The organism is Salmonella sp. SAL4457, assembly GCF_046548235.1.
In the GTDB taxonomy this organism is placed as follows: Bacteria; Pseudomonadota; Gammaproteobacteria; order Enterobacterales; family Enterobacteriaceae; genus Salmonella; species Salmonella enterica.
Genome location: NZ_JBGDZO010000002.1, coordinates 625,074 through 641,963, shown reverse-complemented (window position 1 = coordinate 641,963; position 16,890 = coordinate 625,074). Strand labels below are relative to the sequence as shown.

Genomic DNA, 16,890 nt, shown 5'->3' with positions numbered 1-16,890 from the left:
GACAACCACAATGAAAATGAACGTAACGGACACCGTGAAACAGGCGTGCGGCCACTGGCCGCGCATTCTCCCGGCGCTGGGGGTGAAGGTCATTAAAAACCGCCATCAGTCCTGCCCGGTGTGCGGCGGCTCTGACCGCTTCCGCTTTGACGATAAAGAGGGGCGCGGCACATGGTTCTGTAACCAGTGCGGCGCGGGTGACGGACTGAAACTGGTCGAGAAGGTGTTCGGTGTATCAGCCTCTGAGGCCGCCGGGAAGGTAAACGCCGTGACCGGCAGTCTGTCGCCGGTTGCCCCGGAGGTGATTGCGGCCGCAGAAGCCGGAACGGAGGCCGACCGGAAAGCGGCGGCAGAGCTTACCGTAAAACTGATGGAGAAAACCCACACGACCACTGGCAACGCTTATCTGACTGGCAAGGGCTTTCCCGGTCGGGAATGTCTGACGCTGACGACCATGCATAAAACTGGCGGTGTGACGTTCCGCGCCGGTGATTTGGTTGTCCCGCTGTATGATGATAGCGGCGTGCTGGTTAACCTTCAGCTTATCAATTCAGACGGTCTCAAACGCACCCTGAAAGGCGGTCAGGTCAAAGGGGCATGCCATATCATCGAAGGGCAAAAACAGGCGGGAAAACGCCTGTGGATCGCGGAGGGTTATGCTACCGCGCTCACCGTGCATCACCTGACCGGCGAAACCGTCATGGTGGCGCTGTCGTCCGTGAACCTCCTTTCTCTGGCGAGCCTTGCCCGTCAAAAACATCCAGCCTGTCAGATTGTCCTTGCTGCCGACCGCGACCTGAACGGCGACGGCCAGAGTAAAGCCGCGGCGGCCGCAGACGCCTGTGAGGGCATGGTTGCCCTGCCGCCGGTGTTCGGTGACTGGAATGACGCATTTGAACAAAAAGGCGAGGATGCGACACGCAAAGCCATTTATGACGCTATCCGGCCACCGGCGCAAAGTCCGTTCGATACCATGAGCGAGGCTGAATTTACCGCCATGAGCGCCAGCGAAAAGGCGATGCGGGTGCATGATCATTACGGCGAAGCGCTGGCTGTGGACGCGAACGGTCAGCTCCTGTCCCGCTATGAAAATGGCATCTGGAAGGTGATACCGCCGTCCGATTTTGCCCGTGATGTGGCCGGACTGTTCCAGCGTCTGCGTGCCCCGTTCTCGTCGGGGAGGATCGCCTCCGTGGTGGAGACCCTGAAACTGATTATTCCGCAGCAGGATGCACCGGCGCGGCGTCTGATTGGCTTCCGTAACGGTGTGCTTGATACCAGCACCGGCATATTCAGTCCACACCATAAATCGTACTGGTTGCGTACGCTGTGCGATGTCGACTTTACACCACCGGTGGAGGGGGAAACGCTGGAGACACACGCGCCAAACTTCTGGCGCTGGCTCGACCGGGCAGCCAGCGGTAATGCCGAAAAGCGCGACGTGATTCTGGCCGCCCTGTTTATGGTGCTGGCGAACCGTTACGACTGGCAGCTCTTTCTCGAAGTGACCGGGCCGGGTGGCAGCGGGAAAAGTATTCTCGCCGAAATTGCGACCCTGCTCGCTGGGGAGGATAACGCCACGTCGGCCGACATCGACACGCTGGAAGACCCCCGCAAACGTGCATCCCTGATTGGCTTCTCGTTGATACGCCTGCCTGACCAGGAGAAATGGAGCGGCGACGGTGCCGGGCTTAAAGCCATCACCGGCGGCGATGCGGTATCGGTTGACCCGAAATATCAGAACCCGTATTCAACGCATATTCCGGCGGTGATTCTGGCCGTGAACAATAACCCGATGCGCTTCACCGACCGCAGCGGTGGTGTGTCACGTCGCCGGGTGATTATTCACTTCCCGGAGCAGATTGCGCCGGAGGAACGCGACCCGCAGCTCAGGGATAAAATTGCGCGCGAACTGGCCGTCATTGTGCGTCAGCTTATGCAGAAGTTCAGCGATCCAATGAGCGCCCGCGCACTGCTCCAGTCGCAGCAGAACTCCGACGAAGCACTCAGCATCAAACGCGACGCTGACCCGGCATTTGATTTTTGTGGCTATCTGGAGGCGCTGCCGCATACCAACGGGATGTTTATGGGGAATGCCAATATTATTCCGCGCCAGCCCCGTAACTATCTCTATCATGCCTATCTGGTCTATATGGAGGCCAACGGATACAGGAACGTACTCAGCCTGAAAATGTTCGGGCTGGGGCTGCCGATGATGCTCAAAGAGTACGGGATGAATTATGAGAAGCGGCATACCAAGCAGGGTACACAGACCAACCTGACGCTTAAGGATGAAAGCAACGGCGACTGGCTGCCGAAGTGCGACGAACCCGCAGCGACATAACCAACCTCAGACCGGCAAAAGCCGGTCTTTTTCTTTCTGACTATTACCGCAAGGTGAACAATCCACTGTTCACCCTTCACCGTATATTCACCCGTTATCACCATGAAATAATTGAAAAAAAACAAAAGGTGAACAGTGTGAACAGTAAAACCTAAAAAAACTTTTTATCCCCCCACCACATCGCCTGACCGTGCGCATCCAGAGCGAGAAAAAATCACAAAGGTGAAGAGTCGACTGTTCACTCTTCACCAACCATTCACCACTTATCACTATGATATTAAAAAGAAAAATAACGAGGTGAACAGTGTGAACAGTTAAATGCAAAAAAACTTTTTTTCAATGCTCATTGTTTAAGAAAAAAAGACCACATGAAAAAGGTGGCACATTTCTAAAGAGGGATCGTATTACTATGACATTTCATAATTGGTACACGTTTAGGTACACAACTGAAAGTTGAATACGGAAAAATCCTTTACATTTAATACATTAAGAAATTTATTCAGACTCCGCCAGCCCACCAAATATTGATGTACTGAAGTTCAGTAAAGTCTACTAAGCCCGTATAGCACAAGCTCTGCGGGCTTTTTTACGTCCATTGCCGCCTGGTGAGGATTGCAGAGAACCTTACGGACACTGGAGTCAAATGACGCGGTGGGTAAAGCGGCTGCGCGATGGGTGACAGGGCAAAACGCCAAAAGTCTCACCAATAACTCCTGAAAGAATTGGAATACGAGAGTCAAAGAAAATAGAACACTCACTGAGAGTCCTGCCTGGCTGGGGCAAAGCTCGCAGTCAGACTGTCGAGCATAAAGATAAGCAGTTGCCCGTGAGACGCCAGGATGTTGGGCTACGGTATCCATAGATTTGCGAAGATTCAGCAGACCTTCTTTGCGAAGCTTTAATGATCAATTCTTTTCTGTCAGCTGCTTTAAGCGTCCTGGCCGTAGTGGCACGAGCAGCGGCGAAACTATCTATGCGCTGTCGAATGGTCTCTGTTCCTCCAGGAGCAATATTTTCTCACGGAATTTTTTATTACCGTAGGCGTTATTCAGCGTAGTCCGAAGACGTGATCCTGCTCACCCAGTCAAACATAACTTGCATATGATTGCCATTGGATGTCCTCACACCAACCTGACACGCATTTACGCCTGTCGTTTTGCCAGTCAAAACCTGTCCATACTTCATATAGATTTTGATACCGACTCCCTGTTTATAGCACTTATTGCAAATCGAGAAATAATCTCTTCTCGATGGAGTATATTGCTGAAGATTAAATTCGTCAGTCGGCATCAGCGAAAGATTAAAAGCGTCATTACCTGATAATTCTTCAAGAATTGCCAGAGACTCTAATTTAACTTCAATGCGCTTATTTCCTTTAGGTTTATCCGAAGCCAGAATCAAATTTTCCCTCGGATTAAACTTCGCAATGTAGCCTATGATTATCCGGGCATTATTACTCACCAATCGAACAGGGATATCATTAAAACGTAGAAATTGAACTCGACGAGCAAGCATAGAATAATCCCGCGGCCATATTTCAGCCTCTCGCCCGTAGGAAATATCATTTACAGCCATACATTCCATAAATATATATTCATCTATGCTAAATGAAAAAGCCCCGAATTCACGGGGCTGAATAAAACGAAATAAATTAACGTAACAGAGACAGCACGTTCTGCGGGACCTGGTTAGCCTGCGCCAGAACGGAAGTACCGGCCTGCTGCAGAATCTGCGCGCGAGACATGTTGGAAACTTCGGTCGCGTAGTCGGAATCTTCGATACGGCTACGCGCTTCAGACAGGTTGTTTACGGTATTGCCCAGGTTGGTGATAGCAGAGTTGAAACGGTTTTGTACCGCACCCAGATCAGAGCGCAGCGCATCCACCTGCGCCAGCGCGGCATCAATTTTCTGCAGCGGGTTTTCGGTGGTTTTAGCGGCTGCTTCCGCCAGCTCTGGTTGTGCTTTGAAATCATGACCAGCGGCTTTGCTGGCATTGTAGGTTTTACCGTCGATAGTAACGACTTCGGTTTTACCGTCTACGCCACCCAGTTGGTTAGCCGCTGTTTTGGTAGTGCCGTCAGCAGCAGTATAACTTGTGGTTTTAGCTTTAATTGCTCCTGTCGCTTCATCGTAATCTGCGGCGTAATACTTATCGCCAGCTTTAAGCGCATAACCGCCTTCAATTGTCTTACCATTTTTATCGGTATAAGACATTTTGACCAACTCAGCGCCATTAGCATCGGTAGCGTCAACGCCGCCAGCAATTAAGGCATTTTTAGCATCTGCTGAAACAACTGCCGGTGTATCTTTTAACTCCTGTACTTCTGTTTTAGTTGTCGCACCAGCAGGCATTGTGGTTTTAGTTGCGCCAGCCGCAAGGGTTACTGTACCGTCAGTAGCAACGTTAACTTCATAATCGCCATTTTTGGCGGCATCAGCACCAGTAAAGCCACCAATAGTAACAAAGTACTTGTTATTATCTGCGTCAAATTTAACCGCACCACCGGTTACAGAAGCCGTACCATTCGTACCACCCGTAGCCGCTTTAATAGCTGCATCATCAAGACCCGATACATCCAGTGTAGTACCATTATTGGCATAAGCTTTCGTTGTTACTGCTGTATCTTTCACATCATACGCTTTCTGCACGTTCAGTGAGTCCAGACCCAGGGTCTGAGAGTTGATCTGCTTCAGATCGATATCGATAGTTTCACCGTCGTTGGCACCAACCTGGATGGTCAGGGTGTTGTCCTGCGCCAGGACTTTCACGCCGTTGAACTGAGTCTGGCCGGATACACGGTCGATTTCGTTCAGACGCTGGGTAATTTCAGCCTGGATAGAGTCGAGGTCAGACTGGGAGTTAGTGCTGTTAGCAGACTGAACCGCCAGTTCACGCACACGCTGCAGGTTGTTGTTGATTTCGTTCAGCGCGCCTTCAGTGGTCTGCGCAATGGAGATACCGTCGTTAGCGTTACGGGAAGCCTGAGTCAGACCTTTGATGTTCGCGGTAAAACGGTTAGCAATCGCCTGACCTGCCGCATCGTCTTTCGCGCTGTTGATACGCAGACCAGAAGACAGACGCTCGATAGCGGTGCCCAGTGCGGACTGGGATTTGTTCAGGTTATTCTGGGTCAGCAGCGACAGACTGTTAGTGTTGATTACTTGTGCCATAAAATTTTCCTTTTGGAAGGTTTTTGATAAAGCAATCCTCCATGAGAAAAGCGACTAAAATTCTTCCTTATCTGATGTAAAGGAGAAAATCATGGCTACTATTGGGTATATTCGGGTGTCAACAATTGACCAAAATATCGATTTACAGCGTAATGCGCTTACTAGTGCAAATTGTGACCGCATTTTTGAAGACCGTATCAGTGGCAAGATTGCAAACCGCCCCGGCCTGAAACGGGCGTTAAAGTATGTAAATAAAGGCGATACTCTTGTCGTCTGGAAATTAGACAGACTGGGCCGTAGCGTGAAAAATCTGGTGGCGTTAATATCAGAATTACATGAACGTGGAGCTCACTTCCATTCTTTAACCGATAGTATTGATACCAGTAGCGCGATGGGGCGATTCTTTTTTCATGTAATGTCAGCACTGGCCGAGATGGAGCGAGAATTAATCGTCGAGCGAACCCTTGCCGGACTGGCTGCCGCCAGAGCGCAAGGACGACTGGGAGGGCGCCCTCGGGCGATCAACAAACATGAACAGGAACAGATTAGTCGGCTATTAGAGAAAGGCCATCCTCGGCAGCAATTAGCTATTATTTTTGGTATTGGCGTATCCACCTTATACAGATACTTTCCGGCAAGCAGTATAAAAAAACGAATGAATTAAAATAAAAATCACAACAGGATGGATATAACATTTTTGTAATACAGGCGTATGGCATAAATAAACCGAAAGGGTATACAAAAAAGACAGCATCTAATTAAAAAGAGAAAAAATTCAACGTATTAACATATATAGTGTAACGCGCTCACGATAAGGCCTATGTTACATCCAGCTATAGACGACATCGCTCAAAACACTACCAGACACAGTATTCACCTGGAAAGGCTTTTTAATCAAAATGTTAGATGTAAGCAATTACGGACAGAAAAAATAGTAAAGTTTATGCCTCAAGTGTCGATAACCTGGATGACACAGGTAAGCCTGGCATAACATTGGTTATCAAAAACCTTGGTTTTCAAGAACCAATAAATCGTGTGGCTGATGCGCTATAAAAATCGCAGAGCGGTGACGATATCCGCATAAGGAGCTGTTCGTTCGCAACATTCGAACGGTGACGTTAAAGCTGGTTTCATTGGTTAATGAAGACGAAGGGGACAAAATTACTACAGAGTTGATACCACAGAGATAGTCCAGGCTCGCAGGTGATACGGGATTTAACGCCGGAAAGTCCACACAGAACACGATCCGCCGCCGGACACCGTTAAATTGCCCCGCAACGTGTTATCAATACTACTCCCTACGTTTCCCGTTACCTTGCTGTCGGTACGTTTACCTCATTGTCTGAAAGGTTATTTACGAAGTTATCATTAATAATCCACGGGTGTCTGGTATGCGAATCCAGTTCCCCAATCCTGGCGCTTTGCCTTCGCGACCATACGCGCGTAAATAACTCTGAAACCAAACTTCACCGCTTAACGCTCTCCTCTTTCCCGATTTTTACGCAAAAAATCATCACATGATCAAGGGTCGTATTTGTTATTGCATTTTTCAAATGATATTGGTAATTATTATCATTCTCATTAACAACTTGTTCGATTTATGACGTGGAGAGAGAGGATTTCTCATGCGTATTCTGTTTGTCGGTCCACCACTGTATGGACTGCTATACCCTGTGCTGTCCCTGGCGCAAGCGTTTCGTGTTAATGGCCATGAAGTGCTGATTGCAAGCGGTGGAAAATTTGCACAGAAAGCAGCAGAAGCTGGGTTGGTGGTATTTGACGCTGCGCCTGGTTTCGATTCGGAAGCGGGTTATCGCCGTCAGGAGGCATTGCGAAAAGAAAATAACATTGGAACAAAAATGGGGAACTTCTCATTTTTCAGCGAAGAGATGACCGACCCGCTGGTCGCGTTCGCCGGACAGTGGCGGCCAGATCTCATCGTCTATCCTCCCCTTGGGGTCGTTGGACCACTGATTGCCGCTAAGTATGACATTCCGGTAGTGATGCAAACCGTCGGCTTCGGTCATACGCCCTGGCACATCAAAGGCGTGACGAAATCACTTTCTAACGCCTACCGCCGCCATGGGGTCAGCGCGCCACCAGCAGATCTGGCGTGGATAGACGTCACACCGCCCAGCATGAGCATACTGCAAAATGACGGAGAGCCGGTTATCTCCATGCAATACGTCCCGTATAACGGCGGCGCCGTCTGGGAAGAATGGTGGGAACGTACACCTGATCGCAAGCGTCTTCTGGTTAGCCTCGGCACCGTCAAACCGATGGTGGATGGCCTGGATCTGATTTCCTGGGTAATGGATTCTGCCGGCGAAGTAGATGCCGAAATCATTCTGCATCTTCCGGCAAACGCCCGCTCGGATTTACGTTCTCTGCCGCCGAATGTCCGTCTGGTCGACTGGCTTCCGATGGGCGTTTTCCTTAACGGCGCCGACGGTTTTATCCACCATGGCGGCGCAGGCAACACTCTGACGGCGCTGCATGCCGGCATTCCGCAGATAGTCTTTGGTCAGGGTGCCGACAGACCCGTCAATGCCCGCGCCGTGGTCGAGCGCGGATGCGGAATTATTCCCGGTAAGAGCGGACTTACGAGCAGCATGATCAATACCTTCCTCGGTAATCACGCGCTTCGCGAGGCGTCGCAGGAGGTCGCGGCGGAAATGGCGGCCCAGCCTTGCCCGACCGAGGTGGCAAAAAAACTGATCGCCATGCTGCAACACGGCTAACCGCGGCAGCGCAATGACAATGTGGCGGCTGAACCCAGATTGCGTCGCCATATCTCATCTTTCACCGATAAGGAGGCTTAATGCCCGCGACTCATTCCCCCATGCCCGCTCGTGCCTGGATAGTTCGCCTTGCCCGCGTGTGTTGGGAACGTAAAACACTGAGCATCATTGTCATCGTAGCATCAGTATCGACCATTTTACTGGCTGCGCTGACACCGCTAATAACGCGTCAGGCCGTCAATGACGCGATAGCAGGCGATACGACCCACCTGCCGTTACTTGCCTGCGGCCTGCTGTTAATTGCCCTTTTTGATTTTATCGGGAATTACGTGCGCCGCGGCTATGCCGGGGAACTCTCGTTGTGGGTTCAGCATACGTTACGTAGCCGTGCGTTCGACAGTATTCAAAAACTGGACGGCGCAGGCCAGGACGCCTTACGTACCGGGCAGGTCATTTCGCGTACCAACAGCGATCTTCAACAGGTACACACCTTGCTACAAATGTGCCCGGTGCCGATGGCGGTACTCACTTACTATGTGGCCGGTATCGCGGTGATGCTATGGATGTCGCCATCCATGACGCTTATCGTGATTTGCGTACTGGCCGCCCTTGCCATTACCGCCATGCGCGCCCGTCGCCGTGTTTTCGCGCAAACGGGGCTTGCCTCAGACCGGCTGGCGCACATGACGGAACATATGCGCGAAGTATTGGAACAGATCTCAGTGGTGAAGTCCTGCGTGGCGGAGTTGCGCGAAACGCGTTGGCTCGATGGTCAGTCGCGGCAGATGGTGCGGGTACGCATCGGCGCCGCTATCTCGCAGGCGATGCCGGGCGCAACCATGCTGGCGCTACCGGTGATAGGGCAAATCGTCCTGCTGTGCTATGGCGGCTGGTCGGTAATGAATGGGCGCATCGATCTGGGAGCCTTCGTTGCGTTCGCGAGTTTTCTCGCTATGCTGACCGGCCCTACCCGCGTACTGGCATCGTTTTTGGTTATCGCACAGCGCACACAGGCGTCGGTGGAGCGCGTCTTCGCGCTTATCGACACGCGTTCTCGCATGGAAGACGGTACTGAGTCGGTTGAAGGTCAGATTATCGGGCTGGACGTGGAGAAGATGAGTTTCCACTACGACAACGGTAACCGTATCCTCAATGAGATCTCGTTTTCCATTCACGCCGGTGAAACCGTGGCAGTGGTTGGCGCATCCGGCTCCGGAAAATCAACATTGCTGATGTTGCTGGCGCGCTTTTACGATCCCACCTCCGGCGGAGTATGGCTCAACACCACTACGGGTCAACAGAATATTCGCGACCTGAAACTGACGGCGCTTCGTCGTCGCGTTGGCGTAGTTTTTGAAGACGCGTTTCTGTTTGCCGGTACGGTGGCGGAAAACATCGCCTATGGGCACCCGCAAGCGACTCAGGACGACATTCGACGCGCCGCCGATGCCGCAGGCGCCAGCGGGTTCATCAATGCGCTACCGCAGGGGTTCAACACCCGACTGACCGAACGCGGAAGCAACCTCTCCGGCGGCCAACGCCAGCGTATTGCGCTAGCCCGGGCACTGATTACCGCGCCGGAACTGCTGATTCTCGATGACACCACCTCGGCGGTCGATGCCGGTACTGAAGCGGAAATTAACACGGCTCTTGGTCGTTATGCCGATAATGAGCATATGCTGCTGGTGATTGCACGCCGCCGTTCAACACTGCAGTTAGCCGATCGGATCGTCGTGCTGGATAAAGGCCGCGTCGTGGATATCGGTACCCAGGCGGAGCTGGATGCAAGGTGTCCGACGTTTCGCTCGCTGATGAGCGGCGAGGGGGATTTTCTCGCCCTTGCCCCGGCAGAACAACGTACGCTATGGCCAACAACGCAGGCGGTAAAATCCGACGACGCGCATGAGCGCCAGACACCCGCCGGAAAAGGTTTTGTCGACCAGATGACGCGCGTTCCAGAACGCGCCGTACAGATGGCGCTGGCAGGCCACGGGCGTCAAGTCTCATCGCTGCTGACGCCAGTAGCCTGGATGTTCGTCATCGCCGCCCTGCTTATCGCGCTTGATTCCGCCGCAGGCGTTGGCGTGCTGGTGCTTTTGCAGCGCGGTATTGACTCAGGCGTTGCCGCAGGGGATATGTCGACTATTGGCATATGCGCCCTGCTCGCGCTGTGCCTGGTGGCGATCGGTTGGTGCTGCTATGCGCTGCAAACGATCTTCGCCGCCCGCGCGGCAGAGTCGGTACAGCATACGGTACGCTTACGCAGCTTCAGCCACCTGCTACGCCTGAGTCTTCCCTGGCACGAGAAGCACATCGACTCGCGTCTTACTCGCATGACCGTCGACGTTGATTCACTCGCCCGATTTCTGCAAAACGGTCTTGCCAGCGCGGCCACCAGCATCGTGACGATGGTCGCTATCGCCGCGGCAATGTTCTGGCTTGACCCCATTCTTGCGTTAACGGCATTAAGCGCCGTACCTGTAGTGATACTGGCGACGTGGATTTACCGCCGTTTGAGCTCACCTGCTTACGCCCAGGCACGGCTGGAAATTGGTAAGGTGAACAGTACGCTTCAGGAAAAGGTCTCCGGTATGCGGGTAGTGCAGTCACACGGTCAACAGAAGCAGGAAGCCGCCAGGCTACGGGCGTTATCAGACAACTTCCGCGCCACCCGCGTGCGGGCGCAAAAATACCTTGCTGTCTATTTTCCGTTCCTGACCTTCTGCACCGAGGCTGCCTATGCCGCCGTGCTTTTAATCGGAGCGACCCGGGTCGCCGAAGGCGAAATGACGCCCGGGATACTGGCGGCGTTCTTCCTGCTATTGGGACAATTTTATGGCCCGGTACAGCAGTTGTCAGGCATTGTCGATTCCTGGCAGCAGGCGACCGCCAGCGGCAAACATATCAATGCGCTATTGGCGACTGAGGACACGGAGAATATTGAACCGTCCTCCATAACGCCTGGCACTGGCGCACTACGCCTGGAGGCATTGACATTCCGCTATCCCGAAAAAACGCAACCTGTGCTTGATAATCTCTCGCTCACCATTCCGCCAGGAACGGTAGTCGCGGTGGTCGGACGTAGCGGCGCCGGCAAATCGACGCTGATCAAGCTGCTGGCCGGGCTCTACTCTCCCGGCAGCGGGCAAATCCGTGTCGGTGAGCGCCTAATTGATGCCGCGTCGCTTAGTGATTATCGTCGCCAGACGGGGCTGGTCACTCAGGATGTCGCATTATTTAGCGGCGATATTGCCGAAAATATCCGCTATCCGCGGCCAAACAGCAGCGACACGGAGGTGGAGAGCGCGGCGCGACGGGCGGGACTCTTTGAAACTGTGCAACATCTGCCGCTGGGGTTCCGTACTCCGGTCAATAACGGCGGCACGGATCTGTCCGCGGGCCAGCGTCAGTTGATTGCCCTCGCCCGCGCCCACCTGGCGCAGGCGCATATTCTGCTGCTCGACGAGGCGACAGCGCGTATCGACCGTAGCGCCGAGGAGCGCTTAATGACCTCGCTTACCAGGGTGACGCATACCGAGAAACGCATCGCGCTTATCGTCGCGCACCGGCTGACCACCGCTCGCCGTTGCGATGTTATTGTCGTAATCGATAAAGGATGTATCGCTGAATATGGCAGCCATGAGCAGTTGATAGCGACTCATGGCCTGTATGCTCGTCTGTGGCGGGACAGCATCGGCCAGACACGCGATACGCAAGAAGAGGTCATGGGATAGTTTTTATCGCCACGATTTACGCAAAAGAAAGCCCGCAAGCGGCTGTTCCTGTAACAGCCGCTTTAGCTATTGATACTGACCGAAATATAAACGAGATGGAATACAAAGAATGAGACTGAGCCTGCCCGTCGCTCCTGTCGCTATACAGACTGCTACGCGCCTTCGCCGTCAACTCGCCGCCGGAAGCCAGGTTGACGCTTCTCACTTCTGGCGAGCAGTAAACTCGCTCGCGCTGCCGCTGGTGACAGCCATTAACGGCGCAGACGATGAACGGGAAGTCACCTTCCTGTGGCGTGCCGCCTCTCCTCTGCGGGGGGTTTATGTTCGCCTGAACCGTGTCACCGATAAAGATAACGTGGCGAAAGGTATGATGACGCAACTGCCCACAACGGATATCTGGCATCTGACGCTTCGCTTACCGGCGTCCTACTGCGGTTCCTATACGATGGTCGAAATACCACCGGAAACCCCGGACGAGACGGTGTTGCAGCTTGGAAGCCGTTTCGCCTCCCTTGCGGGGAAGGCGGATCCGCTGAACAGCGCGCCGGGAATAAATGTTCGGGGCAATGCGCAGGAATCCGTTCTGGCGCTGGATCATGCCCCGGCACAGGAGGAGTGGTCAGGCTGTCGCGCTTACGCCGGGCAGCTTTTCACCTCAGAACATCGGCTCGCCGGACAACGTCGCCGTGTGCGGCTGTATCTTCCTGACGTTCCTGTCGAACAACCGCTGGGCTTGCTGGTACTCACGGATGGCGAGATCTGGTTCGACCATCTTGGGGTAAGCGCCGCCATTGACGCCGCCATCCGCAGCGGACGCATCGCGCCGGTGGCCGTACTCGGCGTTGATAATATCAATGCGCGTGAACGCGTCGTAATCCTCGGCGGTCGCCGCGAGCTGGTGCTCGACATTGCCGAACGCCTGCTGCCAACCCTTCGCGCCAAATACCCGGAACGACAGTGGGCGGACCGTACACAAACGGTGCTGGCAGGGCAAAGCCTCGGCGGCGTGACCGCGCTGATGGCGGCCCGCCACGCGCCAGAGAGCTTCGGCCTGGTGCTGAGCCACTCCCCCTCAATGTGGTGGACGCCGGACAACCGCAATCGCCCGCCCCATTTCAGCGCAGAAGAGCGCTCATGGGTCAGCGAACATGTGTTATCTGCGCCCTCGCCAGCCGTACGTACGCATCTGTGCGTGGGATCGCTGGAAGGTTCGACGGTCCCGCAGGTCAAACAGTTGCATGAAAAATTGCGCGCCGCCGGCGTCGAAAGCCATTGCAGCGTGTACACCGGCGGTCACGATTATGCCTGGTGGCGCGGCGCGCTGATTGACGGATTACGTCTACTGCCCCGATAAAACTTCACCTACCAAAAAGGAATCACATCCGATGTATGGTCGCCAGTACCACAACAAGCGCTATCGCATGGCGCTATTTTTAGTGAGTTTTTGTTTTAGCGCGCTGAGTTATGCGCAGCCGGATATGCAGCCATTAGGGCCGAATATCGCTGATAAAGGTTCGGGATATTACCATTTCAGGGTCAATGACTTTCAATCTGCCGATGGCGCAAGACATTACCGGGTATGGACCGCTATCCCCAATAAAGCCGCCCCGCCGTCGGGTTATCCTGTCTTATATATGCTGGACGGCAACGCAGTGATGGACAGGCTGCCGGAGGCGCTGCTCAAACAACTGGCAGACCGCTCGCCGCCGGTGATTGTGGCGATTGGCTATCAGACTAACCTGCCGTTTGATCTTAACGGCAGAGCTTATGACTATACGTCGGTGCCGGGAATCGATCGCGATGACAGTGAAAATAGCCCGCGTTTTCATCGTAAGACCGGCGGCGGGCCAGCGTTCCGCCAGCTACTGGAGAGACATATCGCGCCGCAGGTGGAACAAGGAATAACCATCAACCCCGAACGGCGCGGGGTATGGGGACATTCTTATGGCGGCCTGTTCGTTTTGGACTCCTGGCTGTCGTCATCCTTCTTTCATATCTATTACAGCGCCAGCCCGTCACTCAGCAGGGATAACTTTGCCCTGTTGAATCGCCTTACGGCAGTGAAGCCGTCGCCGTTCTGCCATAAAAAACTCATCATAATGGAAGGTTCAGCGTCGAATGGGGATAGCAGGCAACGCCAGATGGCCGAGCTCCTGCAAAAAGTTCAGGAGACCGTGAGAACGCTTGAGAACAACGGCGTTAACGCGGCCCTGCAGCATTACCCGGGCCTGGGCCACGGGCCCATGTTTAACGCCTCTTTTCGCAGTGCATTGCTGGATATCAGTCGCGAACCGGCAAGCCAAAAACCACGCTGTCATTAACCCGCCGCCAGAATATGCCCGCCAGCGACGGGCATAATCCATCAAAACGAGGCCGTCACACCGGCATAATAAGCCCGACCCGGTTCGTTATAGGTATTTGCCCCTTCGGCGGAGCGATAGATCTGTTTATCGAAGATATTGCTGATACCGACATTAAGACGCAGGTTCTTATTGATATCGTAGTTAACGTTAGCGCCGACCAGTGAGTAAGCCCCCAGCGCTTTCCCGGACAATCCTTTGGTCTCTTCACTACGCGACTCCGCATGTGTTCGCGGTTTTTGCTTGCCGTATAACGTCCAGTTGACGTTAGCGGAGAGCGCGCTGGTGATAGTCCAGTCGAGGAAGGTATTCACCGTATATTTCGGGATTATCGATAAGGGATTGCCGGTATCTTTTTGCTCAGAAGCGATCATATAAGTCGCATTGGTATTCCAGTTCAGACGGTCCGGCATCAGCGGAACAGCCATGCTGGCTTCAATACCTTCAATCAGCGCTTTACCGCCGTTCTGCCACTGCAATACATAAGCGCCAGATGCGCTTCTGCCAATAATCTGATCACCTGCGACAATCTTATTCTGATAATCGTTACGGAAATACGTTACGCTTGCGTGATAATCGTCTACGGTAAATTCCAGCCCAATCTCTTTATTGATACTAATTTCAGGATCGAGGTTCTTATTACCAACCAGGTAACAGCCGCCCGACGTAATATCTTTTGGACAACCGTTGCCTTTCGAATAGAGTAAATACCCCTCACTGGTTTGATACAAGTTCGGCGCCTTAAAGGCCCGGGCAATACCGGCTTTCACCTTGACGTATTCACCTAACTCCTGGGAAAGGTTAAGACTGGGACTAAAATTACTCCCGGATTCGCTCAAATAGTCAAAACGCAGACCCGGAATAATATTGGTACCGGCCATGGGTTCGATATTATCTTCAACGTACAGCGCACTGATTTCCGATTTATTTTTGCTGCTACGGTTAGCCGCCGAACCGGGAATCCCGGCGATATTGCTATCCTTAACCGTCAGACTGGTAGAGGAAGGATCGTTCAGCTCATCGAGGTTCCACTCCGCGCCGACGGTGAGCGTTTGCTCAAATAGCCATATCACCGGGACATTCACCTCGCCGCTGGTGCGATACGAGGTCAGGCGGTTAGTGGTGAACGTCTGGTCGTTGGTAATACGCCCCTCGCCGCCGCCGGAGAGCCCCTCATTCATGCGGGTGTTATCGGTTTTTTCATAGTAGAACCCCAGGCGGCTTTGCCCCCAGTCCCAGATGCCGTTATGAGTTAGACCGTAATTCTGCCGGTACAGGCGATTGGTCTCCCGCCCGGACTGCGCCAGACTTTTAGTAACCGCGTTCGAAGTACTGTTTTGCGTATCGCCGGCATAGATATTCCCCTGCCGACTGTATCCCGCTTCAAAATCAAGGATTTGCTGCGGGGTCATTTTCCATGAGAAGACGCTATTAATATCTTTATTGGTGACCCCCTCCCGTCCGGCGGCATTTTTGGTACCGGCGGAGGAGTTAATATCCCAGCTGTCGGCATCGGTTCTGTTGAGATTACCGTACAGGCGCATCGTCAACGTATCTCCAGCCAACGGGCCGCTAAGGCTAAAGTTACCCCGCCGGGTGTCACCTTCTTTGCTGCTTTCCGGCTGGTTGGTATAGAGCGACAGCGAACCATGCCAGTCGTTAGTCGGACGTTTGGTGATGATATTCACCACCCCGCCAGCGGCACCGGAGCCATAGCGCGCGGCGGCGGGCCCACGGATCACTTCAATACGTTCTACCATCTCCGGCGGTACCCAGTTCGTATCGCCACGGGTGTCGCGTTCTCCGCGCCAGCTATAGCGAACCGAATTTCGTGACGTCACCGGCACGCCGTCAATCAGCACTAAGGTATTTTCCGGCCCCATACCACGAATATCAATTTGTCGGTTATTTCCGCGCGTCCCCGAGGCGCTATTGCCGGTAAGATTAACCCCAGGCATCTTACGAATAATATCGGCAAGATCGTTAACGGGAGGATTCTTCTGAATATCGTCACGAGTAATAATCGAAACGCCCGGCTGTTGCTTTAATACTTGCTCGGCAGTGGATTCAACCACCATCGTTTCGCCGTTGTCGTCTGTAGATTCTGCTGCTGATAATGGACTATTAACCCCTGTAGAAACCACGGTTATTAACCAGATGAACTTCTTAACTCTCATACCCATTCCCTAAATAATGTCTAAAGTAGCGCTGTTGCCCTCAAGCTCACATCCTTGCCAGGTTACGTCTATATAGTAATTATTATCATATGCTAATGATAATAATTATCATTCAATTAAGGAAAAGGCAATCTTTCGACCGCAAAAATCTGGTAATAAAAAAACGGAAACGGGATTTTGCAATATGACTCTCTGTCCGGGCTCCGCTTTTCCAGTAAATCCGGGAAGGGGGGCAGAATGCGCCTACTGAACGGAGGTTTTACAAAACAGAAATAGATAAAATAAAACTATTTTTCAGATCGTTAATCACAAGAAACACCCAGGTAAGATGGTATAGCACGGTTCAGGGTTCACCGCCGCTT

9 protein-coding genes and 1 pseudogene are annotated in these 16,890 nt (G+C 53.0%); 6 read left to right on the top strand and 4 right to left on the bottom strand.

From position 1 onward, the window contains the following. Positions 1–10 precede the first annotated feature (10 nt). The gene (locus ACLJNW_RS10695) at positions 11–2,344 is read left to right on the top strand and encodes a primase-helicase zinc-binding domain-containing protein (RefSeq protein WP_024154763.1); all 2,334 of its coding nucleotides are present in this window, start codon (positions 11–13) and stop codon (positions 2,342–2,344) included. Between the two features lie 794 nt (positions 2,345–3,138). Here the strand turns inward: ACLJNW_RS10695 and ACLJNW_RS10690 are convergent. From ACLJNW_RS10690 to ACLJNW_RS10680, 3 genes and pseudogenes are all read right to left on the bottom strand, one after another. Then, positions 3,139–3,361: pseudogene (locus ACLJNW_RS10690) on the bottom strand (helix-turn-helix domain-containing protein); the annotation flags it as partial. A 27-nt stretch (positions 3,362–3,388) separates the two neighbouring features. Beyond that, a complete protein-coding gene (gene fljA / locus ACLJNW_RS10685) occupies positions 3,389–3,928 on the bottom strand; it encodes a phase 1 flagellin gene repressor FljA (RefSeq protein WP_000388995.1) in 540 nt (179 codons plus the stop codon). 67 nt (positions 3,929–3,995) lie between these two features. Next, complete coding sequence (locus ACLJNW_RS10680) at positions 3,996–5,516, bottom strand: FliC/FljB family flagellin (protein ID WP_000079794.1); 1,521 nt, start codon at positions 5,514–5,516, stop codon at positions 3,996–3,998. A 91-nt stretch (positions 5,517–5,607) separates the two neighbouring features. Between ACLJNW_RS10680 and hin the strand changes: the two genes are divergently transcribed. From hin to ACLJNW_RS10655, 5 genes are all read left to right on the top strand, one after another. Then, positions 5,608–6,180: a flagellar phase variation DNA invertase Hin gene (gene hin, locus ACLJNW_RS10675; protein WP_000190914.1), complete on the top strand. Its 573-nt coding sequence runs from the start codon at positions 5,608–5,610 to the stop codon at positions 6,178–6,180. A gap of 961 nt (positions 6,181–7,141) precedes the next feature. Continuing rightward, entirely contained in the window at positions 7,142–8,257 is a 1,116-nt protein-coding gene (iroB, locus tag ACLJNW_RS10670) for a salmochelin biosynthesis C-glycosyltransferase IroB (protein ID WP_024154732.1), read from the top strand. Positions 8,258–8,337: 80 nt separating this feature from the next. Continuing rightward, complete coding sequence (gene iroC / locus ACLJNW_RS10665) at positions 8,338–11,991, top strand: salmochelin/enterobactin export ABC transporter IroC (RefSeq protein WP_024154731.1); 3,654 nt, start codon at positions 8,338–8,340, stop codon at positions 11,989–11,991. A gap of 109 nt (positions 11,992–12,100) precedes the next feature. Continuing rightward, the gene (locus ACLJNW_RS10660) at positions 12,101–13,345 is read left to right on the top strand and encodes an esterase family protein (protein WP_024154730.1); all 1,245 of its coding nucleotides are present in this window, start codon (positions 12,101–12,103) and stop codon (positions 13,343–13,345) included. 31 nt (positions 13,346–13,376) lie between these two features. Continuing rightward, on the top strand, positions 13,377–14,312 hold the full coding sequence (locus ACLJNW_RS10655; RefSeq protein ID WP_023204265.1) for an alpha/beta hydrolase: 936 nt from the start codon (positions 13,377–13,379) through the stop codon (positions 14,310–14,312). A gap of 41 nt (positions 14,313–14,353) precedes the next feature. Here ACLJNW_RS10655 and ACLJNW_RS10650 read toward each other — a convergent pair whose 3' ends face one another. Next, positions 14,354–16,528: a TonB-dependent siderophore receptor gene (locus tag ACLJNW_RS10650; RefSeq protein WP_023204264.1), complete on the bottom strand. Its 2,175-nt coding sequence runs from the start codon at positions 16,526–16,528 to the stop codon at positions 14,354–14,356. Between the last annotated feature and the right edge of the window lie 362 nt (positions 16,529–16,890).